Genomic DNA, 24,066 nt, shown 5'->3' with positions numbered 1-24,066 from the left:
GTGCAAAGATAGGGACAAAATACCTTCACTTCCAAGGGGGAGGCAAAAGTATTTTCAGCACCGCCAGCTAACTCGCTGTAGCATTGCCAGATAATTTTTCCAAGGGACGGTGAAAAAGGGGCAAAAGAGGGCAACCGGGAGGGTTTCCGGACCTTTACATGGTCCTGGTCCATCCTCCCATCCTTTCCATCCTGGTTCAGTCCCAGATCTTGGCCCATCCTCCCATCCCCTTAATCCTGGTTCAAAAATCCTCCCATCCGAAGGGTAAGCGAAGCCGAAGGGAATCCTGGTTCAAATAAATGGGGCGGGCGAATTCAATTCGCCCCTACCGTGGATGGGAATTTTGGTTCAAGACCCCATCTTCCCTTTCCACCTGACCTCATTCGACCCACATTCCGAAAATTCGCAACGCAAGCGACCAAACCCCCTATGCGTCCTCGGGTACGCTCCGGCCCGTTTCCCTCCTTTTTCCGGACCATTCCCGAACATGCCCCGAACGAGTCCCGAAGGAGACCTCCAAAAAAACACCTCAAAATCAGATCAAGATATAGGTACCGCTTAAAGGTTTATTTGGCCTTCCTCTTTTTCGAGACTTTGGCCAGGGGATTATAATCTAGGCAGGTATTTATCCAGAACTCAAAATCTTCTTTGTTTTTATAGCCTTCTGGATCAACATAACAATAACCATCGAGCAGCTTACCGCGCATGACCATCGGCTGCACGCCACGCCTGTTGTTATACTCTTCTGTTTTTTGGGGGTCGAAACGGCACATCAATTGGTCATCACCTACAATGATGCACATTTTGCCATCGACTAAAAAAGCAATTCCACCAAACATCGCCTTCTCTTCAACTTCTAGTGAGGTATGTTCAGCGAGATATGCCCGGACCGAGTCAGCTAATCTTTCATCGTATGCCATATATATTATATAAGGGTAAAGTTCTCATGCTAAAAACCAATTCATCCGTCCTTAACATTTCAGCAGGTATTTAGAATTACTTTTATTATCATTCATTTTCTCGAAAGCCTGTATGGCAGCTTGAAGGGGATATTCATCTATACCCTTTACCTTGAGAATACCTTTACTGACCTCTTCCAGGATGTTTTCAAGTTCCTTTGGGTTGGGTCCTGAATTCAGCATGTGCGCATGGACCTGATATTCCTTAACCAAATCGGCATTTGGTTCCTGAACTAGACTGACAATCGTTGCATCTTTCTTTAATAAGGGAATCAATTTCTCCTGATCTTTCCCACCAACCATATCAAGGATCAGATCAAAGGCAGGGAGGTCATTAAGGTAGCCTTCATCCTTATAATCCAGGTAATGATCGGCGCCCAGGTCGAGTACATCAAACTTATACCGTGAAGAGCCGACGGCATAGACAGTGGCTTTTTTCTGTTTGGCAAACTGTACGGCGAAGGAACCGACATTTCCAGATGCTCCTACGATCAGCACTTTTTGATCCGCAACTAATTTGCCGGCATCGAACAATCCATGCCAAGCGGCGAGAGCAGAAACGGGACAGGCTGCTGCCAAGGTCATCGACATTCCAGCAGGCACTTTGCAGATCTCATCGGCCTTGACCACAAACTCCTCGGCAAATGCTCCACCATATTTCTTCGGGTTACCGCAGACCAAGTCGCCCTTCTCCCATCCTTTGAGGTCATCGGCCAGTTCCACAACCTCGCCAGCGAACTCCGCGCCGGGGATAAAGGGAAATTTTAGCTGCGGCATGGGAATGGTTTTGTCAAGGACCTTGAGGTCGAAAGGAATTATCCCAGCAAAGCTTACTTTAATTTTCAGGGTGCCCGATTTTAATTCTGGAGCAGCTACATCGCTGTACTCCCCTTTGGATAAGCTTCCGAATTCATTATATACTATAGCTTTCATATCATTAAATAAGATAAAAGGATGTCGAATATTGTTTTCAATTTAACATTTTTGATTCATAAAAACAGTTGAAAACGAATTTTAAACACTAATTATCAACGCATTATGATATTTAAATGTTAAATATTTCTTAAAATATTTGGATTATACGAAACGCTTCGTACATTTGAATACGAAAACATTCGTAGATACTAACAATCATCGTATGAAACCAACAGAAAGCGAAATGGAAATATTGCAAGTCCTTTGGAACAAGGGGCAAAGCAGTGTAAGGGACGTATTTGAAACCTTGGACAAAAAAGATGTGGGCTATACAACGATCCTGAAATTGATGCAGATCATGCACGACAAAGGCATGGTGACTCGAGACACCAGTTCAAAGACCCATCTATACAAAGCAAAATTGGTGAAGGAGGAAATCCAGGAAAAGATGTTGGACAGGATGATCGATTCGGTTTACAATGGATCGACCGCGAGACTTGTCATGCAGGCACTGGGAAATGAAAGGGCCAGCAAAGCAGAGCTTGACGAAATCAAAGCATTTTTAAAGAAACTTGAACAAAACTAGCCATGGAAAATCTAACACTCAATATAGGCAATGCTTTAGGCTGGAGCATTCTGCATTCTATATGGCAAGCTGCAATTTGGTATATTATATATAGTATATATACACTTTCAAAATCAAACATCAGTGCCAAAGCGAAACATAACGCTGCATTAGGCACCCAAGTATCTATATTTATCAGCTTTATTGCGACTTTTATCTACTTCTTCCAAAACAGCAGTCAATTCATCGACTTAAGGACCTTAAATCCTGAAGACCTGAAAAACATCATGGCCAATATACAACAGGATGGCTTTAGATTAGAAAGTCTTTTACCATATGTCGTGGCTGGATACATTTTTGGATTCATTGTTCAATTAATCTTGCTCACCAATAGCCTGATCCAATTGAAGAGGTTAAAATATAAAGGACTGGACTCCATTCCGGAATCTTGGACCAACCTATATTACCAAGCAAAAAAGAAACTTGATATCAGACAATCCGTAGGGATCTATCTTTCCAATAAGATCAGCGTACCGATAACCTTGGGTCATCTGAGACCGTTTATCCTTTTCCCAATTGCTTATGCCAATAAAATGGATCTGGCACAGGTGGAAGCTATCCTATTGCACGAACTGGCCCATGTAAAACGTCAGGATTATCTGTTCAACCTGTTGAAGGTAGGTATTGAAACGGTCATGTTCTTCAACCCATTTATCTGGGCCCTATCCAAAGTACTGGAAAGAGAAAGGGAACATGCATGTGATGACATGGTCGTAGAACATGTATCCACCCCTATTTCCTATGCCCAGGCATTGGTTGAATTGGAGGAGCTGCGCATGAGCATGAATCCAAGTTTAACCTTGGCGGCTACCGGGAACAAAAATCACTTATTGAACCGAATTAAAAGAATCACCAAAATGGAAACGAATTATAAAAACGTAAGACCGCAATTATTGGCTGTATTGCTTAGCGGTTTAGCTATACTAACCTTGGCGTTGATTATCCCAACGAATGAGGCAAAGGCTGAGGAAGTAAAAGTTGATTGGAACTGGACCGATCATTCGACAGATGTGATCATCGATACGGTAAAACCGCTAAGCCCACAACCGGCACAGAAACCTGTTGTACCAGCCAAGGCAAAATCGGAGCTGGTCTATCAAGGGAACGTGATCCGGGATACCAATGAACTGCCTGTAGATGTCCGCAATACCATCAGGTCTGTCCAGGAGCAGGGCAAAAAGATCCAAGAATATTACAGTTCACCGGAATGGAAAGCCCAGGTTAAAAATATAGAAGAGCAGAGTAAAAAGGTAAGTGCCTACTTTGAAAGCCCGGAGTGGAAACAGCAGATGGCGAAAATTGAAAAGGAGTCTGCCAAGGTAAAGGAACATTTCAATTCTCCAGAATGGAAGAGACAGATGGCCAATATCGAAAAGGAATCCAGCAAGGTGAACGAATATTTCAATTCTCCGGAGTGGAAAAAACAGATGGAAAACATTCAAAAAGAGTCTGCCAATGTTTCAAAATACTTTGAAAGTGAGGATTGGAAAAGACAGATGGCCAACATAGAAAAGGAATCCGCCAAGTTGAAAGAGCATTTCAATTCAGCTGAATGGAAAGGACAGATGCAAAAACTACAGGAGGACGGCAAGAAGATCCAAGAGTATTTCAACAGCCCTGAATGGAAAGAAAAAACCAAACAGTGGAAAGAGCTGCAGGATTCGGAAGAATACAAAGAGATCAACAAAAAATACCAGAAAGAACTAGAGGAGTTGAAAGCTAAAAAAGGACTTTCCAAAATTTAATATAGAAATCATTGTTTCGTTGTTTAGTTTAATTGGCCTCGCTCGAGGCCTTTTTTTATTTAATTTAGAGAATTTCATATTTTATGTATTATTGCAGACGGATGTAAACGGAATGGAATGGAATTGATTTATTACATTGATTTATTGGGGACCATGGTATTTGCCATTTCAGGTGCAATGGCCGCAAACCGATACGGGATCGATATTTTTGGTGCCACCTTTATGGGCTTTGTTACAGCAATTGGGGGCGGTTCGTTGCGCGACGTCTTCCTGAATATCCGGCCAGTCTGGGTAGAAGATGGAAATTATCTCATTGCCATCTTTGTTGGGGTCTTTATTTCCATTCTGTTCAACAAACATCTGGACAGTTTTGCCCGCACTTTGTTCCTATTTGACGCTTTAGGGATCGGTTTCTTTACGGTGGTAGGGGTTGAAAAATCCTTGGCCTATGAGAGCAGTGCGATGGCAGCGGTGATGCTGGGGATGTTTTCAGCCTGTATGGGCGGCGTGATCCGTGACGTATTGATGAATGTCACCCCGCTGATATTGAGAAAGGAGATATATGCCTCGGCCTGTTTGGCGGGCGCCATTACCTATGTGCTGCTGACCTTTGTCCCGCTACACCAAAATTTGAACGCCTTTATCAGTGCAACGGTCGTGTTCGGCATCCGTTTCCTTTCGGTTCGTTACAATCTATCCTTACCAACGGTTCGGCCCATAAATTAATTTGTTAAGAAAAGCTATATTTTTAGTTCATCTATATTAAATCATTATTTATTCCGTTTAATTCAAATACCGAATAAATAATCATTCATGGGCATAAAGAAACCATTGCTTGTTATCCTTTTGGGGTTAGGCCTATTGGCGGCTTGCACGAAAGACGAAGGCTTTACACCGGAACCTGGTCAAGATTTTAGACAGGAGATGCGAAATTTTGTGATGGGGCTCAGTAAATATGCGAAACAATCGAGGCATGAATTTCTGATCATACCACAGAATGGCATTGAATTGGTCTCCCAAAGCGGAGAACCTACTGGACCTCCGGCCAATGATTACCTTGCGGCGATTGACGGCAATGGACAAGAAGACCTGTTCTTTGGTTATGACCAAGATGACCGGGCAACGGATCCGGCGGAAACCAATAGGCTGATCAAATATTTAAATATTTCTAAACAAGCTGGCAATAACATTTTGGTCAGCGATTATTGCTCTACAGCAAAAAACATCAGCAATTCCTATTCTTGGAACCAAGAAAATGGTTTTATTTCCTTTGCGGCAACAGAACGGGAATTAAATATTATCCCAAAAGTCGCTGTTCATGGGGAGAACAAACAGCACATCCAAAAACTTTCAGAAGCCAAAAACTTCCTCTATCTCATCAATCCGAATGGTTTTGCTTCCAAGCAAGCTTTTATTCAGGCCGTAACGGCGACCAACTATGACGTACTGATCATGGATCTATACTTTACGGATGGACAGAAATTCAATAATCAGGAAATTGCACAGCTCAGGAAAAAGGCAAACGGCGGGAGTCGCTTATTGATCTCCTATATGTCCATTGGGGAAGCAGAGGATTACCGACCCTATTGGGATGCCTCTTGGCAAAATAACCGGCCAAGTTGGATACTTGCAGAAAACCCGGACTGGAAGGGGAATTTTAAGGTGAAATATTGGGATAGGGAATGGCAGTCCATCATCTATGGAAATGATAAGAGCTATTTGAAAAATATATTGGATGCTGGATTTGATGGGGCATACCTGGATATCATCGATGCCTTTCAATATTTTGAGGACTTACAATAGACTAAGAAAAGCCAGATGTGGATCTGGCTTTTCTTTTATCTTTTCTTTTTCATTTGCGGAAATGACATTTTGTAAGAAACTCTTATCTGTCCTTTAGAAATGGAATCTAATTTACCCTTTAACATGGCTTTTTTCAAAGGCCCCAGTTTGTCGATAAACAGTTTTCCTTCGATATGATCATATTCATGTTGAACAACGCGGGCAGCCAAACCAGTCAACTCCTCTTCCTGTTCTTCAAAGTTTTCATCTAAATAATTGATGACAACGTCTTTCTTTCTCAATACTTCCTCATTGATATGCGGAATACTTAAACATCCTTCAGAGAATGGCCATTTCTCACCACTTTCTTCCACTAGGATAGGGTTGATGAAAACACGTTTAAAATCCTTTGCCGTTGGGTCACCCGGTCCGTCTTCATCATCTTCGCCAAAAGGAGTGGCATCAATGACAAACAATCGGATTGGCAAACCAATTTGCGGAGCAGCAAGGCCTACACCATTTGCTGCATACATGGTCTCAAACATATTATCTATCAATTGTTTTAATTCTGGATAATCCTCATCGATCTCTTCCGTTCTCTGACGCAAAACCGGATCTCCATATGCTACTATTGGTAATTTCATCTGTTATTGTTTACGGTACAAAGGTATTAATAATTTAGCACAGCTAGCATATTGAATGATTTGCCTTATTTTTGCAAGATGGAAAATCCAGCTACCAGCAAGCTACTAAGCTATATCCAACAGGAGTTAGATCCTGATGCACATCAGGAAGAGCTGGAACATTATTCGAAACTCATCTGCCCTTCCCTATCCTTTGACATTTATGTCTACAAAAGGTTTATGGAAATACCGAGCACTTCTATGAGGAAGTATATCCTGATTTCTTTAGGTCAACTGGAGCAGGAGGATTCCAAAATACAGAACAGACTGAAAGTACTGGCCGGAAAGGCCAAAAAACTACATGCAAGGTCGACCGTTGTGGCGCGGTTGGACAAAAACCAAAGTATGTCCTTCCTAGAGGAGCATCATTTGCAGGTGCCATTGCCCGGCAAATATAGATACGGTCTTTTCTATGAAGGTGAGTTGGTTTCCATAGCGGTTTTTAGCGGCGGACGCCGGATGAAGGACAAACCAGAGGATTACCGTTCGTTTGAGCTGTTACGTTTTTGCCATAAATCTGAACTGCTCATTATCGGGGGGCTTTCCAAATTGATCCAAGCCTTTATCAAGGATTTCCATCCTGGCGATATCATGACCTATGTGGATAAGGATTGGTCCCAGGACTCATCGCTCAAGACCATTGGCTTTCAGGAAATGGGATCCCGAGAAGGTGCGAGTTTTTGGATTGCCGAGCAGCAGCAACATCTGATAGAAAGTGAGGAGCAGTTGTTGGAAATGGCTGAGAACCATCCAAATGGTTATCTATCCCAGAATTCAGGAAGCATTAAATTAGTATTGGCTGTTTAAAAACAGCTTTATTTTATTATATTTATTGCTTAATCAATCGAAATTTATTCCTTATGAAACGAAAACTTCGCATGGGCATGGTCGGTGGTGGAAACGATGCCTTTATAGGAGCTGTACACCGAATTGCTGCCTTTATGGATGGCAAAATAGAATTAGTATGTGGTACATTCAGTATAAATAGAGAGATTTCTTTACAATCGGGCGAGGACTTATTTGTTCCTGAAGAAAGAGTCTATTTGACGTACCAAGAAATGATCGAGAAGGAATCACAGCTTCCAGAAGGAGAGCGCATGGACTTCGTGACGATCGTAACACCGAACTTCTTGCACTTTGAACCAGCAAAGCTTGCTTTGGAAAATGGTTTTGATGTTGTGGTTGAAAAACCTATGACCTTGAACCTAGAAGAAGCATTGGAATTGCAGGCGATTGTGGAACGTACAGGCCGCACACTATGTTTGACGCATACTTATTCTGGTTACCCAATGGTAAAACAGGCTAAGGCTATGGTTAAAGATGGTCATTTTGGCAAGATCCGCAAAGTATTGGTTGAATATCCTCAAGGCTGGTTAAGCCGTTTGACGGAGCGCGAAGGAAATGCTGGCGCAGCATGGCGTACAGACCCGAAACGTTCTGGAAAATCTTTGGCCATGGGTGATATCGGTACACACGTAGCTCACTTGGCTGAATATGTAACCGGACTTAGGATCACGGAGGTTTGTGCTGATTTGACATCATTTGTCGAAGGCCGCCAATTGGACGATGACGGTTCGGTATTGTTGCACTTCACCGAAGGTGCTAAAGGCGTGTTGACCGCTTCGCAGATCTGCGCTGGAGAGGAAAATGCCGTTAGAATGCGTATCTATGGCGAAAAAGGTGGTTTTGAATGGGCAAATGAAGACCCTAACAACCTGATCGTAAAAATGTTGGATCAGCCGAGACAGTATTACCGTACTGGAAACGCATATGCAGCACCATATACCTTGAGTTCTTTTGCAACTCATAACACTAGAATTCCAGCGGGTCACCCTGAGGGATTATTGGAATCGTTTGCCAATATCTACCGTAATTTTGCAGCAACTGTAGCTGCTAAAAAAGACGGCAAAACCCCTACTCCGGAGCAATTGGATTTCCCAAATGTAAACGATGGAGTTCGCGGTATGGCATTTATTGATACCGTTGTAGCTAGCAACACAAGTAAGGAAAAATGGACCAAGTTCGTGATATAACCCATATTCAAGAACTTATTGAATCTATACATCAGGCGGAAGAGTTTCTTTCGCCTGATTTTCTTTTGATCATTTTAGGGCCAACGGCATCCGGAAAAACCAAGCTGGCCGTACAACTAGCCCAGGCCATGAACGGAGAGATCATCTCTGCCGATTCCAGGCAAGTTTACAGGCAATTGGACATCGGTACGGGAAAGGACCTGATCGAATACCAAGATATCCGCTACCATCTTATCGATATTGTGGATCCACATGAGCATTATAATGTGGATTTGTTCAGGGAGGCCTTTCAACAAGCATGGCTAGAAATCCGAGATCGGGGAAAACTCCCTATCCTTTGTGGTGGAACCGGTTCTTATATACAGAGTTTATTGCAAGAGCAACCCTATAGTCAGATCCCAAAGGATAAAGACCTGCAAACGGAGTTGTCCTTATTGCCAAAAGAGACCCTCGTCGCGAGGATAAAGGAATATAGCATTCCTAAAGATTTCAATATAGACTGGAACAGCCATAAGAGATTGGTCAGGGCACTGGAAATATTGATCTACCTGAAAGACCATCCCAAGCCGGAAATGGAAGCTAATACCGTTAAGGATTTTTTGATCCTAGGGCTTTCGCCCGATCGGGAAACAAGGAGAGCAAGGATAGACCAACGCCTGGAAACCAGGATGGAGGAAGGTTTGTTGGCGGAAGTTGAAGGTCTATTGGCCCAAGGGATCAGCCATGAACAATTGCAATGGTTTGGACTGGAGTATAAATATGCTTCTTTGCATTTACAGGGTGAATTGACCATGAAGGATTTCAAGGAAAAGCTAAGGACAGAGATCCATCGGTTTGCGAAGCGGCAGATGACCTATTTTAGAAAAATGGAGAAAGATGGACTGAAGATCCATTGGATCAACCTGCTATAAAGTAAAAAAGCTGGTTGCGTAATGCAACCAGCTTTTTTTACAATTTTATTTCTTCGTCTTTGGAGTTAAAGAAGTGGAATTCGGTCAAATGATATGAACTCATTTCCTTCACTTTAATCCATTTCCAATATTTTAGAAACCATTTCATTCTTCTGGAGATAAAACCAGATTTGATGTAGGCAGCGATATAAGGGTGTACACAAAGGGTAACCCCTACTTCGTTCTGTTCCTGAAGAATAAAACTCAAATTGTTTTCAATATCATCCAATAAAACGATACTGGATCTAATTTCGCCGGTTCCGTCACAAGCAGGACACTTTTCATTGGTCACAATGCTCATTTCAGGTCTGACTCTTTGCCTAGTGATCTGGACTAATCCGAATTTACTAGGAGGGAGAATGGTATGACGTGCTCTGTCGCTGGCCATACATTCCTTCAAGAAACCATACAGTTCTTTCCGGTTGGAGGCTTTGTGCATATCGATAAAATCGATGACCACGATGCCGCCCATATCCCTCAGCCTAAGCTGACGGGCAATTTCTTTTGCTGCTTCCTTGTTTACAAGGAGCGCGTTATCTTCTTGATTTTCTTTGTTGGCAATCCTGTTTCCGCTATTGACGTCGATGACGTGGAGTGCTTCGGTGTGTTCAATCACCAGGTAGGCACCACCTTGCAGGTTTACAGTTTTGCCGAACGACGCCTTAATTTGCTTTTCTACTCCAAAATGGTCGAAAATAGGCTCTTTTCCTTTATAGAATTTGACTATCTTTTCCAGATCCGGAGAGATCTCTTGAATATATGATTTTACTTCCTCGTAGATTTCATTATCATTAACATAGATATGAGTAAATTCATCGGTGAGGATATCACGCAGGATGGTGGACGCTCTGTCCAACTCACCCAGTACTTTCTGAGGGGGTTCAGCTGTTTTAAGGCGTTTGGTAAACAATTCCCATTTGGAGATCAGGTCAAGAAGGTCTTTTTGGAGTTCATCAACTCCCTTACCTTCCGATACCGTACGGATAATGACGCCGAAATTTGCAGGTTTAATGCTCTCTACAATCTTCTTGAGTCTATTTCTCTCGGCACTGCCTTTGATCTTTTTGGAAATGGAAACCGAACTTGAAAATGGTACCAGGACGACGAATCGACCAGCGATGGATAAGTCGGAACTTAACCTTGGTCCTTTAGTCGAGATAGGTTCTTTCGCTATCTGTACTGGCAATAACATGTTACGGCTTAAAACATCAGATATTTTTCCAGCCTTGTCAATGTCCTTTTCAAGCTTCAAACTATTGAGCAGTTTCTCTTGATAACTGCCATTCTTTACTACCCTTGTTAATTTGATCAAGGATTGTACTTGAGGCCCTAAGTCGAGGTAATGCAGGAAAGCGTCTTTTTCGTAGCCTACATCTACGAATGCGGCGTTCAGTCCGGGCATGATTTTCTTTACTCTCCCTAAGTAAATATCACCCACGGCATAATGATTGCCAGCTTGTTCCCTGTTTAGTTCAACTAGTTGTTTGTCCTGTAGTAAAGCAATAGTCACCCCCTTATCGGGGACTGAATCGATAATTAATTCCTTTACCAACAGCTACTTAATTAAGGACAGTTGTGGACTCGCTCCACAACGAATGTTGTCCGGTTAAACATAAAACCGTTTAATGAAAAAAAACAATCTATGATGATGGATAATCGATCATAGATTGTATCACATGATTTATAAGGCTAATGCCCTATAACTATTTTTTCTTGTGTCTATTTTTTCTTAAACGTTTTTTACGTTTGTGAGTAGCCATTTTGTGTCTTTTTCTTTTTTTTCCGCTTGGCATAGCTTTAATGTTTTTAAATGATTTTAAAAAAAATTGTTAATTACTTACTTAGTTCTTCAATCCTGCGATCGATGAACTGGGAGAGACTAGGATCGGCAGCCAGTTCTTTGCTCTTTTGGAAAGCAGCAATAGCTTCGTTCTTCATCCCTATATTTTCATAGCCTGTTGCCAAATAAAAATATGCTTCGGCATCAGGTTTTTGTTCAATTACAATTTTGAAACGATCGATTGCTCGGTCGAATTGACGAGACTGTAATGAGAACAAACCTAAGGTTTTGTTAGCCTCCAGGTTTTTTGGATCAGCTTGAACAACTTCTCTCAAGATAGCAATACCAGCCATCGGGTTGTTGGTTCCAGTAACCATTGCTGCCCCTAATCCGGTTTTTGCATCTAAGCTCGAGCCGTTTAAATCTACAGCTTTTTGATAAACTTCAATAGCTTTCTGGTTTAAGGCACTTGCTAGGACGGTATCTTGAAGATTGGTATATCCTTTACGGAAATTGTCTCCAGATTTCAAGTAGAACTCAAATTTAGGGTCAATCTTAGCCATTTCCTCATAGATATAAGCTTGAGGAGCAGGTTTTTCCACATCGTTCCATTTATCAGCAAGTTGTTGATAAAGTTGCACGCGTTCGGAACCTTCTGCTTTATTGGCTTTTGCCTCTAGATCTGTGATTTCATTGACAATAGCTGGGTTCAATCCACGCTTAGCCGCTTCAGATACAGAACTCAGATTAAACTGAGATGCAGCAGCTGCAGCTTGAGAAGTTGTAGCTGCTGCATTTTTTTCTTCTTCATCTACCAAGCCCTTCACAGGTTTAAACAATAGGAATCCTATAACAAGGACTACTGCTGCTACAACGATGATCTGGATTTGCTTGGTGTTTTTCATGAAAATGAATTATTTCTTATTTCCGTTCTTAACTTTCTCTACAAATACTTTTGCAGGTTTGAAGCTAGGCACGTAGTGCTCAGGAATGATAATAGCTGTGTTTTTAGAAATGTTACGTGCTGTCTTTTCAGCTCTCTTTTTTACTACAAAACTTCCAAAACCTCTTACGTACACATTCTCACCGCCAATCATAGCGCTTTTAACTACTTTGAAGAATGCTTCAACGGTTTCTTGTACATCAACCTTCTCTAAACCAGTCTTGTTAGAGATCTCTGCAATAATTTCTGCTTTAGTCATATCTATTTTTACTCTAATTAATCTATACCCTAAGCCTATCAGCCCATTTGGGGATGCAAAAGTATCTTTTTAAAATGAGTAATGGAAATATTTTTGTGATTTTTTAAAATCCAAACCACTATCATTCAATGATTTAGTACAACACTCCCCAATTTTACATTTCAAAAGGCTTGCAAAGCTACAATTATTTTATTGACTATCAAAGTATTAATGAACTTTCTGAACACAATATTTCTCCTAAATGACGAATGTCAGCTTCTGAGTGTAAAGCAGATACAACAACCCGATTTAACAGTGGACTTGTCGCTAATGGATATGGAAAACTTGATATCACAATGTTTTTTTGCAACAAATGTTTGTAAAGTAACGGCTGGGTCGAGCTGAAAACCGGAAATTTCTCTATATGGTTCAGTGAAGTTTCTCGTGTAATCGATGCCAACAAACTCGTATTGGATTGCATCCTTTCAAATGCTTTTTCATAAATATCTTGCCCATGAACCAGCGCATAGAGTGCTGCCGGTGCTGTCGGCGAAGCTCCATTGAAAATAGGATGTTTCTTGATCTTTTCTACAGTGCCCTTGTTTCCAAAAACAACTCCGGCATCAGTTCCAAGACCTTTTGCCAATGACGCTAAAACAACGATTTCGATATTGTCGAATTTCAAAGCTGATAGACCAGCTGAGACCTGATTTTTATTCAATACGCCAATTCCATGGGAGTCATCCAAGACCAAAAGAACCTTTTTTTCTGGCTTTATTTCCCTGAAGATAGAAAAATCAAAATGTAAAGGGGTTAGATTATCAATACAATTGGAAATCACCAGGACATCATCATGCTCGGCATCATTAATAAATTCAACCGTGGCCCTTGCCCATTGGTCAAAACTTCCCTCCACAATAGGAGTTTCATCCAGCCATAGTGCGGGGTGGCTTCCTGGCGCGTATAGAACGGTCTTGCCTTTGGAGAGGGCACGAACCGCTACCTGCCCTGCAAGGTAACCACTAGACAGCAAAGCTGCCGCTTCAAAGCCAAAACGATCTGCCAAATGGGACTCAGCTTCCTGATAGATCCCAAGCTGGACATTGTTGGTCCTGGAGGTTCCGTTATTGAGCCCAAGCAGGTCGATCCCTTTTTTGTAAAGTTCGATGTATTCTGGATTATCAAGCAATCCAAGATAGGCCGTGCCACCAAAAAAGTGGTAATCCGTACCGTCTAGGCTAATAATTCTTCCTGTAGTTTGATGAAGATTTCTAAAGGAGGTCATGGCAAATGTTATCAGAAAGCAAATGTACAAAAACCTTTCAAACTCCCATTTTTACGATTCATCCTTTATTTCCAACCGTTCAGCTATTTAATGTTTTCCTTTTGTTGAAATAGGCCTAAAATTGAAATAAAAACTGCTCATGAAACCATTTATAGCCCTAGTCCTGATCATCCTCATTTCCACGAGTTCAAAGGCACAAATCATTAGCGGAAAAGTGATTAGCACTAAAAGAAAGCCTATTTCTAATGTAAATGTTTTTATAGCCGGCAGTTATGACGGAGCATCAACAGATTCCCTTGGTGGATTTTATTTCAAGACTGAAACAACAGGAAAACAAGTTTTGCAATTCAGTTCGGTTGGTTACATAGGCAAGTCTCTTGAGGTTGAGATTATAGACAGTCTTTTTATCGAAGTCAACATGGCTGCAGAGGACAATCAGATCGAGGCAGTGACGGTCAGGGCAGGTCAGTTGAGCGTTGGGAACCAGAACGGCGCAGTCCTTTCACCGTTGGATATCGTAACGACGGCGGGGAGCATGGGAAATATTGTGGCGGCCCTAGGAAAATTACCGGGAGCTCAGATTGCAGGAGAAAACGGAAGATTGATGGTTCGGGGTGGCGATCCTAGCGAGACCCAGACTTACATCAATGGCATACTGGTCGGCCAGCCATACACCGCATCAGCCAATGGCATTCCGGTTCGTGGCCGCTTCTCCCCTTTCCTTTTCAAAGGGACCAACTTCTCCACAGGAGGTTATGGTGCGGAGTTCGGAAATGCTCTTTCCGGAATATTGAACCTGACAAGCTCTCAGGTTATTGAAGAGCCCAAAACTGAACTTTCCTTCTCTACAGTGGGTCTAGGGCTGAGCAATTCGCAGAAATGGGGAAACAGTTCCCTGAGCCTAAATGCCAGTTATACCAATCTCAAGCCATATAACAGCTTAATCAACCAGAACATTACTTGGCATAAACCTTATGAGCAGGCTTCTGGAGAGGCCATCTTCAGAAACAAGGGCAAACATCATTTTTTTAATCTTTACGCATCATTTGCCGTTGAAGACTTCAGTTTTACGGATTATAGCGTTCAATATTCCCAAGATATCAAAACTGCGATCAAGTCAAACAACTATTATCTGAACGGCAATTTAGTGTACTATCTGCCTTCAAACTGGAAGTTGGAAACAGGCTTAGGGATAAGCTATCTAGACCGCGACTTGCATTTCCATGAATTCAACATACCAACAAAGGAAAGAGGGAGCCATGCAAAGGCTTTGTTCAAGAAGAATGCGAATCGATGGAATTTCATGTTTGGAGCAGAACATTTTTACAATGCGGTCGATGAAAAGTTCCGGCAAAACGAAGGCAACCCCTTTTCTTACGGATTCAATCGGTCTACTGCAGCTGTATTCACAGAAGGACAATATAGGCTGTTTTCGAAAATGACCTTAGACCTAGGCTTGAGGTATGTAGACAACTTCAAAAACCAGCGCTTCCTGGAGCCAAGGGCAGCATTGGCTTATATTCCAACAACAAATCACATGCTCTCTTTTTCCTATGGCAAATATCATCAGGATCCTAATCCAGATATCTTCAAGTTCGATACAGACCTGAAATGGCAATCTGCAGAACATTATATTTTTAACTACACCTTCAATCAAAAAGGGCAGATGTTGCGTCTAGAAGGTTTCCTAAAAAACTACAACGACCTAATTAGCTATAGCACCTTTATTCCACAATACAACTCAACCTTTGCCAACAATGGCTACGGAAAAGTGAAGGGAATCGACTTTTTCTGGAAGGATAACAAAACTATCCCGAACCTTCAATATTGGATATCTTACTCCTATACCGACCCCAAGAAACTCGAAAGAAACTACGAATACGCTGTGCAGCCGAGTTATTTAGCCAAGCATTACTTCTCCATCGTTGGAAAATACTGGATATCCAGCTGGCGATCCCAGGTAGGCCTGACAAACACCTACATATCAGGAAGACCATATAACAATCCCAACCTTAGCGGATTTATGCAATCGATGACCAGAGCTCAAAACGACCTGTCTTTCAGTTGGTCATTTCTATTGACCCAGCAGAAAATCCTCTTTTTCTCGGTCACCAATATCTTGGGAAACAAACCCATCTATGGTTATGAATATGGCCCTTCTCGCAACGCTTCAGGACAGTTCGAAGGCCGTGCCATGATTCCAACCGCTAAAAGATTTGCATTTGTAGGCTTCTTCTGGACCATTAGCAAGAACAAAAAAGACAACCAATTGGATCAATTATAACCGTTCATCCAGTGAATTCAACAGTTCATCCCATTGGATTTTATGCACGACTTCAAAAAACTGATTTTTATATAAACTAAAATATACACGACATGAAAACTTTAATCTGCACTTTATTGACATTAATTAGTTTTTCCGTATTTGCACAAGGTAATTATGAAAAAGCAATGGGTGAAGCCCTACAGGCATGGAAAGATGGCAAGGTGAAGGAAGCAAGCGCTCAATTTGAGAGAATAGCTCAGGTAGAAAAAGATAACTGGATTCCAAAATACTACCAGGCATTGACCTTGGTCACAAACTCTTTTCAACTGCAGGATGAGACGGAAAAGGCTAACGCATTAAAGAAAATCGGTGAATTAATTCCGAAAGACGAGAAAGATCTCAATTCAGAATGGCTGGTCGTAAGGGCGTTGGCTACCACCTCCGATATGATTACCGACCCCATGAGTAAAGCCGCTATCCTAAGCCCTTCAATCATGGCTGATTATGAAACTGCAATCAAGATGGACCCCAATAATCCTCGTGCTATTATTGGGCTAGCTGAATTCAGCATGCAATCCAAGAAATTTATGGGCGGTGACACCAAGGAGGAATGCGAAAGTTTACAAAAAGCATTACATTTATTTGACACTAAAAAAACTGACCCTGCCTTCTATCCTTCATGGGGAAAAGAAAGAGCAGAAGCGCTCCTAAAAGAATGTAAATAACCACTAAATGAAGCCATTTCTAAGATCCATCATTTTGGCAGTAGTCATCAGTTTGGCAATCTATTGCAGCATTGCCATCTATGTACTGTTTCATACCGGGAGCTTAGAAATGTCCTTTATCAAAGCTCCCGAATCCATTGCTGGCCTGGCTTATGGCATTTGCCTATTCCTTTCCGGAAGCTCTTCAGACCGTATCTTAAATCTTTTTGTTCCCGACAAAACCAAGGTTTTCTCTCGGGTTTTGGGCTATATCATCCTAACCTGCATCCAAGCGCCAATCGTTATTTTCATCATCAACATGCTGATATCAAAACTGATGCTGAAAAAAACTTTCAGCGAGTTTGTATCCGATGAAAACTGGTTTGCCTACATCCCTTTGACCATTATATCCATCCTGATTGGATTAGGATTCTATGCCTTCTACTATTACAAGCAATTCAAGAATAAACAGATTGCGCAGCAGAAAAAGATCGCTGGGGAAGCAACAGCACAACTCGAATCGTTAAAAAATCAGATTGACCCCCACTTTCTTTTCAACAGCCTGAACGTACTGGTATCCTTGATCGAGGAAGATCAAAGGAACGCTATTGCTTACACCAAATCACTTTCCAAGATCTATCGCTATATCCTCGAGCATAAGGACAAAGAATATGTTAGCATCAAGCAGGAACTGGAATTTGCAAACAACTATATTTCACTGCTGCAAATCCGTTTTGAAGACGCCATTGAATACAAAATGGAAGTGCAAGACCTTCAGGAAAACGAGCATACAGTCCCCCTTGCCTTGCAGTTACTGTTAGAAAACTGTATACAGCACAATAAGGCGACTGAACAAAATCCATTGAAGATTAAAATCTTTCAGGAAGGCGACTTACTGGTAGTAGAGAACAATCTCCAAGAAAGAGAAAACACAAGCTACTCCACCAAGGTTGGACTCAAAAATATCAGGGAGCGATATCTCCTGACAAGCAAGAAGGATATCCAAATCATCAAATCCGAAGAGAAATTCACCGTTAAATTGCCAATCCTAGTTTCATGAAAGATTACCGAACCTTAATTATCGAAGACGAAAAGCCTGCAGCCAGGTTATTATCCAGGAAATTGACCAGCATGGGGATACAAGCCATCGAAATGCTGCATTCGGTTGAACAGGCAAGAAAATGGTTTATGGAAAATCAAGCTCCAGATCTCATCTTTCTGGATATCCAACTATCTGACGGCTTGTCTTTCGAGATTTTTGAAGGATTGGAAATCAATAGCGCCATTATCTTTACTACTGCCTATGATGAATTTGCTATCCGTGCATTTAAGTTGAACAGCATCGATTACCTCTTGAAACCGATAGCCGAAGAAGAACTTGAATTAGCAATTGGAAAGTTTGAAAGATTAAGGAATCAGCAGCCCAACGTCGATTTGCAGCAAATAAAAAAGCTGATCAGTCCCGATAAAAATCAATATAAGACCAGGTTTAGCATCAAGGTGGGCAATAACATCAAATTGATTCCCATTGAAGAAATCGAATGTTTCTTTTCTGAAAACAAGGGCACTTACGCCTATTGCGACAACAACAGCCAATATCTATTGGACCAAACATTGGAACAGATCGAAACAGTTTTGGACCCTGATAAGTTCTTCCGGATAAGCAGAGGAAACATCGTGAACATCCATTCCATTCAGAGCATATCGGTCCATTCGAGTTCCCGACTGCGCGTACAACTGAACAACTGCCCTTCACAGGAACTTATCGTAAGCCGAGAAAGAGTCAGCGACTTTAAAGAATGGTTGGAATAACCTTAGTACAGATGGAATTTCAAAGGAATATTAAGGCCAACGCCGAAGGTAAACCCATCGATTGGCTTAAAATTTTCTTTGGGATTAATATCAAACCCATAGCCAGCAGAAAGTTCTAGAATAGAAAAAACACTGATACCTGCCTTAGCCGTAGCGGTATACGGGGTAATTTCCCCTTTGATGAATGGCCAAACCGCAACATTATTGAGATAATATGTAACTCCAAATTCAGGAATTACAGTAGACTGATCCATCATCCAAGTAAAGTTGGCACCAGCATCAAACTTGATGTACTGTGATTGGTTCGGCGCAAATAACCCCCAAGCTGATGCTTTCAAGAAGTTACCGCTCTGATATTGGTAACCTATGGAAGGACCAAAAATCCAACCATCTGCTTTCCTGCTCTTTTCTTGCGAAAAGCCAACTTGCTGCCCTATAAACAACATGACAAGGACTATTAGGATTTTTCTCATATATCTTTAATCTATTTTAATTGTTAACAGAACAAATTTCATTGTTTTTTGTTATTTTTAAAAAGTATTATCAAAATCACACATAACTATTTGCAATTGCTAGGATTAGGTGGCTAAACAATTGTTTTTCAACACTATTCTGCCACACACTTTCTGTAACCAAACTTATTTTAACAAACAACAATTAATTTAACATTACAGATTTCTTAACAAGGTATTAATATCAAAGAGGTAACTTTCGACAGGTTAAATCACTAGCAATCAAAGAGTTTAACCAAACATGTTGATTCATGTTATTTTTATCTCCCTATAGAAGACAAAATAAAAACAAGGTTTGGACGTTTATTTGAGTACTAGACCCTAAACCATTCTTTTCTGGGATGATGTTTAATTAATTAATTCACAAAACTATTTGAAACTATTGTATGAAAATTATTAGTTTAAAAACGACTGCTATGAGTCAATCTCACCCCTTATGTCCTCATTGTGGAGAAGCATATCTCTACTCTCGGGTTCGTAGACCGTGGTGGGTCAAGTCATTTTTGTTTTTCTTGCCGGTCAAGAGGTATTCGTGCAATCAATGCCATAAATCCTCTTATGTATTACGCGAAAGAGATTAATGAGTTATCACACTAGCGCTCGTTAAATCCTTACATTCAAATTTTCTATTATCTATTTATTGTCAGACCGATTCTCAGATTAATCCATCGCCTGGTGCTTAATCTTCAAATTAGTCTTCGTTCAATACACTAGAATCCCAATTGCTGAAATCATTAGCTCAGCATTTCAGCATAAAAGCACCCAAAATGATGGGATTGGGGATAGTTTTGCCAAAACCTATTTTGGTTGTTCCAACATCAATTCATCGATAGCTTCCTCCAACTTCTTATACGGATATTTATGGATTATGAATTTATGCATCCCTTCTACCGAAGGTTCCCAATAATTTGACCCATCCTTTTCAGTCTTCATCGTTCCTGGCCCACTTAGGTAAAAGTACTTTTCAGGATTTTCAGCAGCAATCAGCACAGCTGTCTGATCCCATGAACTCCTTGCCTTCACCGCTTCCTTGGCATAGCTCGCTAAATTGATCTGATAACCAACTGAAACAGGACTGCTTTCCAGCTTTTTCCCTGCTATTAAACCTCCCGTTTTGATCTTGTCCCCTATTTCAAACCCAGAGAACAAGATTGGTTTTGGAAAATGGTCGAAGGCATAAACACCAGATTCAGCATCCTTATGGATATTAAACTCCCTGCCTTGCGGAAAGCCGCCTGCCATCGCCACCCAATTCTTCACTTTTTTCTTCACCAACTCCATTCCATTTAGATTGGAATATTTATCTGCTTTTGACTGCAATAGATCACTGATATTTGTCATAAACCCAACGGTCACTATCGTGACGCTATTATCCGGCTGCTCCGCCAAGACCTTTCTATAAATCGAAACCGATGATTCATATTTCTTATTTAAGAGCTCTGGAGCAAACTTTTTGATGATCTGCTCATTCCAATTGTTAGCCGCCGTAAAATTGGGTGCTAAGGGGCTATAAGTCTGTCCAACGGGAATATCCCCACGTTTAAAATATTTATTATATACCTCAATCGTCCCAGGAATGTCCTTATGGGCATCCGATGAAACCGTAGCCAATATTTCTACCTTGCCTTGATTGGCAAAAGCATGCAACAGTGCAATGGCTCCGATATCATCATAATCCGGCCCCATATCCGTGTCAAATATGACCTTTACCTTAGCGGAATCTGTTGGAAATGGTTTGGAAACCACAGTATATTGTGCCATAAAAATGAACAGGAAGGAAATAAGGAATGTTTTTAAATTATAGATAGCTTGATTTCTCATCGTATAGGTTTTAGATAGATATTTCAGGTATTCATAAGCATTTGCTCATTTAAGATAAGAAATTATCGTAAAATTCAGGTACAAAACATGTTAACCAAACAAAGTAGCGGAATGAATATGATACTCGTTTCTCAAAAACGAGAATATTCTCATACCAATAAATCTTTTATTATGAAAAGCCTAGTCACCTTACTTTCCATGTTGATGCTACTAATATCCTGCAGCAAAGATGATTCCTTGTCCATTGACCACGAATCAGCCTATAAAAAGAGCCTAAAAAAATGGGAAAACTTTAAGTCTGAGAGCAATAACAGCTATACTTATGTCATTGAAACTTATCGATTTTTTTCCTCACCACCCTCTAGGATCACTCTAAAAGTAGAATATGGAATATTAACGAAAAGGAGCGGATATAAAACGGAACTATTTTCGGTCCAACGGCCAGAGTCAGGCTGGACAAAAGAAAACATGAGGGAGGCCCTCGTCTCCATGAACATGGATAATTCCAGGATCGAAGAGATCCTCACAGCCGATTTTATTGCCAATATGGAATGGGAGGAAGATCTGACTGGTTTAGGAAAATATGACCCCAAGGATCTCGCGATGACCATCGACCAAATCTATCAAAAAGCAAAAGACAGCTGGTTGGTTCCAACCAAAGATAGCGAAGCCATCTTTGAAACGGACAATAAGGGAATAATCTCCTTGGTAGGGATAAAATTGAAACCTTATGAAGACGTTCCTTTCAATGGAGTCAGGATCGTTTCGATTACAGCATTGAAATAAAAAAGCCATCAAACGGCCTTCTGGATTCCCTTTCTATTCAATTTATATAATTTAAACAGCAATTCAACCCTATTGCTCCTCATTATATATAATTCCACAAACCCTTTATTTGATAGGCGTGGATCTTTCCTTCATCTTTGGTTTAGCGAATAAAATGGAGGAGAGATACAATGAGAAAAATAAATCATAGAAAAGGATGGAATGTATTTATACTGATGGGCACATTCCTTTTGACGGCGTCACAGGCACAATCCTTTAACCTTCAGAGCAGCCTGGAAAGCATGGGGTCCAAAACCTTGATCTATTTTCAGGGTATCAGTGAAGGGGCCGATCAATCGCAACCTGAAAATTCAATGGAACGAGAACCCGTTGGAAAGGCTAGAGAAGTAAATTCATCCTTCGGATGGGAAATCACGAACTGTTTATAAGTTAATTCATAAAAACAAAGGCCTCCAATGTTGGGGGCCCTTGTCCATTACCGTTTATGCTTATTTTTTGCCGCCACCTCTCAACAAGGCAACCAATAGCAAAATAAAGACCGCCCCACCAACGACCCATACCCAAGGCTTTGAAAACATACCTTCATCTCCTTTGTCGATATCCACATTGATATCTAACCCTTTGTCCTGTGCCCAAGTTTGAAGGGACACAAACAACAGCATTAAAACTGCCATTGGACGAAACTTAATGATCCAATTTCCTTTCATATTTGATGTTTTAAAAGTTCATAATTTGTGTTATAACAGTTTGTGACAACAAATGTTTTCATTTAAAATTAAACTACCCATACGATAGGCGCCTATAGCCAAAAGTCAACTATTTCACGATTTCCGATAAAATTTAAACCTCGGTTAATTTTATCCCGTATCCGATGTAGTAAAAAATCGACATTTCTAAGTTTAGTATAGGTATATCACAATTGGAAGAAATAATATTATCGAACTTTACGGAATCAAAATCATTATTAACTTAATTGGCTAATCGCCTTAATTACAATTACTACGATGAATCCTTATCTTAATTCCCACAATCAAGATCTTATGGATTATGCTAGGAAGCATAAGGCCAAGTACAAGAATGCTAACCCATTCCCTTCTATTTCATTTGACAATTTCTTCAATCCAGATTTTTTAACTGAGGTATTAGAAGAGTTCCCAGACCTTTCCAAAGGCAACAATATTGTCTATAATGATCCACTACAGAAAAAATTAGCAGGAAACGGAGAAGAACTTTTTGGTCCCAAAACCAAACTGTTGATGCATTTCTTGAATTCAGAGCCCTTTTTGAATTTTGTTAAGGAAATAACCAGTATTGATGAAACCCTATTTGGAGATCCTTATTTCTCTGGAGCGGGTCTTCATGAAACCAAGCGTGGTGGTCTGTTAAAGGTACATGCCGATTTCAACAAGCACCCTATCAATGGTCTTGACCGTCGTGTCAACTTAATTGTTTACTTAAATAAAGATTGGAAAGATGAATATGGAGGTCATTTTGAACTTTGGGATGAAGAGATGAACGGATGCGTAGATAAGTTCGCTCCAAATTTCAATTCCATTGCCATGTTTTCTACCACTTCGGTATCCTACCATGGACTACCAAATCCTTTGACCTGCCCAGAACACATGAGCCGGAAATCATTGGCTCTGTATTTTTATTCCTATGGAAGACCTGAGGCTGAAGCTGTCGCTTTCAAGGATGGCCACAATTCCATCTTTGTCAAAAGAAAAAATTCAAGCGAAGATTCTATGGCTTGGGATAATTATGATGAATCTAAAAGGAAGAAACCGATTCTGAAAAGAATCTATAATAAGATAGTAGCGCGATTATTGTAATTAAACAATAGAGCTGATCGAGACCTATCCTGATCAGCTCCGTTGTTTTGAACCTCCCCTCTTTACTTTCCCCATTGTAATTTCTAAAAACAAATCCATTAGCGACAACCAAACATTCTTGTCCAACAATAGCTGTCTTTGCGAATCCCATCAATAACAGCACAGATATCATTTTTCTTTTAACCGCCGATAAATAGCGGTGTAGCTTTCATTTTATCGTTTGTTATTGCTCCCAGCATCCAATTAAACAGCAAATTCCTTTAACATTTATTTTATATCAACGTAAAATCAATTACCCAATACCCCTAAAAATTAAATGAATTGGAATAAAAAACAATTTTCATAGTTATTGATTTATTAATTGTTAACCATGGCGTAACATTGCGTTAACATAA

At 40.7% G+C, this 24,066-nt stretch carries 25 protein-coding genes; 14 read left to right on the top strand and 11 right to left on the bottom strand.

All coding sequences use genetic code 11. From position 1 onward, the window contains the following. From RT138_RS13160 to RT138_RS13150, 3 genes are all read right to left on the bottom strand, one after another. The coding region (locus RT138_RS13160; RefSeq protein WP_313191061.1) for a hypothetical protein at positions 1–218 on the bottom strand (218 nt) is incomplete at its 3' end. Between the two features lie 348 nt (positions 219–566). Then, entirely contained in the window at positions 567–920 is a 354-nt protein-coding gene (locus RT138_RS13155) for a TfoX/Sxy family protein (RefSeq protein WP_313191060.1), read from the bottom strand. Between the two features lie 51 nt (positions 921–971). Beyond that, a complete protein-coding gene (locus tag RT138_RS13150) occupies positions 972–1,892 on the bottom strand; it encodes an NADP-dependent oxidoreductase (protein ID WP_313191059.1) in 921 nt (306 codons plus the stop codon). Between the two features lie 205 nt (positions 1,893–2,097). Here RT138_RS13150 and RT138_RS13145 point away from each other — a divergent pair, with 205 nt between their 5' ends. The 4 genes from RT138_RS13145 to RT138_RS13130 all read left to right on the top strand — a co-directional run bounded on the left by RT138_RS13145 (position 2,098) and on the right by RT138_RS13130 (position 6,047). Next, complete coding sequence (locus tag RT138_RS13145) at positions 2,098–2,460, top strand: BlaI/MecI/CopY family transcriptional regulator (protein WP_313191058.1); 363 nt, start codon at positions 2,098–2,100, stop codon at positions 2,458–2,460. 2 nt (positions 2,461–2,462) lie between these two features. Next, positions 2,463–4,244, top strand: coding sequence for a M56 family metallopeptidase (locus tag RT138_RS13140; RefSeq protein ID WP_313191057.1), 1,782 nt, complete (start codon positions 2,463–2,465; stop codon positions 4,242–4,244). Positions 4,245–4,361: 117 nt separating this feature from the next. Beyond that, entirely contained in the window at positions 4,362–4,970 is a 609-nt protein-coding gene (locus tag RT138_RS13135; RefSeq protein ID WP_185212657.1) for a trimeric intracellular cation channel family protein, read from the top strand. 87 nt (positions 4,971–5,057) lie between these two features. Next, positions 5,058–6,047, top strand: a complete 990-nt coding sequence (locus RT138_RS13130) for an endo alpha-1,4 polygalactosaminidase (protein WP_313191056.1) — start codon at positions 5,058–5,060, stop codon at positions 6,045–6,047. Between the two features lie 35 nt (positions 6,048–6,082). Here RT138_RS13130 and def read toward each other — a convergent pair whose 3' ends face one another. Further along, complete coding sequence (gene def, locus RT138_RS13125) at positions 6,083–6,670, bottom strand: peptide deformylase (RefSeq protein ID WP_185212659.1); 588 nt, start codon at positions 6,668–6,670, stop codon at positions 6,083–6,085. 78 nt (positions 6,671–6,748) lie between these two features. Between def and RT138_RS13120 the strand changes: the two genes are divergently transcribed. The 3 genes from RT138_RS13120 to miaA are packed head-to-tail and all read left to right on the top strand — an operon-like array spanning position 6,749 to position 9,653. Next, a complete protein-coding gene (locus tag RT138_RS13120) occupies positions 6,749–7,516 on the top strand; it encodes a hypothetical protein (protein ID WP_313191055.1) in 768 nt (255 codons plus the stop codon). Between the two features lie 53 nt (positions 7,517–7,569). Beyond that, a complete protein-coding gene (locus RT138_RS13115) occupies positions 7,570–8,742 on the top strand; it encodes a Gfo/Idh/MocA family oxidoreductase (RefSeq protein WP_313191054.1) in 1,173 nt (390 codons plus the stop codon). Continuing rightward, positions 8,721–9,653 carry a tRNA (adenosine(37)-N6)-dimethylallyltransferase MiaA gene (miaA, locus tag RT138_RS13110; protein WP_313191053.1) on the top strand — a complete coding sequence of 311 codons (933 nt, stop codon included), beginning with the start codon at positions 8,721–8,723 and terminating at the stop codon, positions 9,651–9,653. The genes RT138_RS13115 and miaA overlap by 22 nt, the downstream gene beginning before the upstream one ends. Before the next feature lie 37 nt (positions 9,654–9,690). Here the strand turns inward: miaA and RT138_RS13105 are convergent, their stop codons facing one another. The 4 genes from RT138_RS13105 to RT138_RS13090 form a co-directional block, all read right to left on the bottom strand. Next, positions 9,691–11,244, bottom strand: coding sequence for an Rne/Rng family ribonuclease (locus RT138_RS13105; RefSeq protein ID WP_185212663.1), 1,554 nt, complete (start codon positions 11,242–11,244; stop codon positions 9,691–9,693). A 281-nt stretch (positions 11,245–11,525) separates the two neighbouring features. Continuing rightward, positions 11,526–12,377 (bottom strand): tetratricopeptide repeat protein, encoded by an 852-nt coding sequence (locus RT138_RS13100; RefSeq protein ID WP_313191052.1) that lies wholly within the window; start codon positions 12,375–12,377, stop codon positions 11,526–11,528. A 9-nt stretch (positions 12,378–12,386) separates the two neighbouring features. Then, positions 12,387–12,674 carry an HU family DNA-binding protein gene (locus RT138_RS13095; protein WP_093099732.1) on the bottom strand — a complete coding sequence of 96 codons (288 nt, stop codon included), beginning with the start codon at positions 12,672–12,674 and terminating at the stop codon, positions 12,387–12,389. A gap of 199 nt (positions 12,675–12,873) precedes the next feature. Continuing rightward, positions 12,874–13,938, bottom strand: a complete 1,065-nt coding sequence (locus RT138_RS13090) for an aminotransferase class I/II-fold pyridoxal phosphate-dependent enzyme (protein ID WP_313191051.1) — start codon at positions 13,936–13,938, stop codon at positions 12,874–12,876. Between the two features lie 139 nt (positions 13,939–14,077). On the opposite strand from RT138_RS13090, the gene RT138_RS13085 reads away from it, so the two are divergent. From RT138_RS13085 to RT138_RS13070, 4 genes are all read left to right on the top strand, one after another. Further along, the gene (locus RT138_RS13085; protein WP_313191050.1) at positions 14,078–16,222 is read left to right on the top strand and encodes a TonB-dependent receptor domain-containing protein; all 2,145 of its coding nucleotides are present in this window, start codon (positions 14,078–14,080) and stop codon (positions 16,220–16,222) included. A gap of 92 nt (positions 16,223–16,314) precedes the next feature. Then, entirely contained in the window at positions 16,315–16,929 is a 615-nt protein-coding gene (locus tag RT138_RS13080) for a hypothetical protein (protein ID WP_313191049.1), read from the top strand. 7 nt (positions 16,930–16,936) lie between these two features. Continuing rightward, positions 16,937–17,968, top strand: a complete 1,032-nt coding sequence (locus tag RT138_RS13075) for a sensor histidine kinase (RefSeq protein ID WP_313191048.1) — start codon at positions 16,937–16,939, stop codon at positions 17,966–17,968. Next, positions 17,965–18,720 carry a LytTR family DNA-binding domain-containing protein gene (locus RT138_RS13070; RefSeq protein ID WP_313191047.1) on the top strand — a complete coding sequence of 252 codons (756 nt, stop codon included), beginning with the start codon at positions 17,965–17,967 and terminating at the stop codon, positions 18,718–18,720. Before RT138_RS13075 ends, RT138_RS13070 begins: the two co-directional genes overlap by 4 nt. Positions 18,721–18,722: 2 nt before the next feature. Here RT138_RS13070 and RT138_RS13065 read toward each other — a convergent pair whose 3' ends face one another. Both RT138_RS13065 and RT138_RS13060 read right to left on the bottom strand, forming a co-directional pair. Beyond that, positions 18,723–19,193: a hypothetical protein gene (locus RT138_RS13065; protein ID WP_313191046.1), complete on the bottom strand. Its 471-nt coding sequence runs from the start codon at positions 19,191–19,193 to the stop codon at positions 18,723–18,725. 837 nt (positions 19,194–20,030) lie between these two features. Continuing rightward, positions 20,031–21,053, bottom strand: a complete 1,023-nt coding sequence (locus RT138_RS13060) for a nucleoside hydrolase (RefSeq protein ID WP_313191045.1) — start codon at positions 21,051–21,053, stop codon at positions 20,031–20,033. A gap of 171 nt (positions 21,054–21,224) precedes the next feature. Here RT138_RS13060 and RT138_RS13055 point away from each other — a divergent pair, with 171 nt between their 5' ends. Together RT138_RS13055 and RT138_RS13050 are read left to right on the top strand one after the other, a co-directional pair. Continuing rightward, on the top strand, positions 21,225–21,839 hold the full coding sequence (locus RT138_RS13055) for a hypothetical protein (RefSeq protein WP_313191044.1): 615 nt from the start codon (positions 21,225–21,227) through the stop codon (positions 21,837–21,839). Between the two features lie 170 nt (positions 21,840–22,009). Next, the gene (locus tag RT138_RS13050; RefSeq protein ID WP_313191043.1) at positions 22,010–22,267 is read left to right on the top strand and encodes a hypothetical protein; all 258 of its coding nucleotides are present in this window, start codon (positions 22,010–22,012) and stop codon (positions 22,265–22,267) included. Between the two features lie 60 nt (positions 22,268–22,327). On the opposite strand, the gene RT138_RS13045 is transcribed toward RT138_RS13050, so the two are convergent. Further along, the gene (locus RT138_RS13045) at positions 22,328–22,546 is read right to left on the bottom strand and encodes a hypothetical protein (protein ID WP_185212674.1); all 219 of its coding nucleotides are present in this window, start codon (positions 22,544–22,546) and stop codon (positions 22,328–22,330) included. Between the two features lie 333 nt (positions 22,547–22,879). Here RT138_RS13045 and RT138_RS13040 point away from each other — a divergent pair, with 333 nt between their 5' ends. After that, positions 22,880–23,671, top strand: a complete 792-nt coding sequence (locus tag RT138_RS13040; protein WP_313191042.1) for a 2OG-Fe(II) oxygenase — start codon at positions 22,880–22,882, stop codon at positions 23,669–23,671. The last annotated feature ends 395 nt before the right edge of the window (positions 23,672–24,066 follow it).

This window comes from Sphingobacterium sp. (assembly GCF_032065005.1).
Lineage (GTDB): Bacteria > Bacteroidota > Bacteroidia > Sphingobacteriales > Sphingobacteriaceae > Sphingobacterium.
Note: the sequence above shows the minus strand (reverse complement) of the source record. Positions and strands in the feature narration are given on the sequence as shown.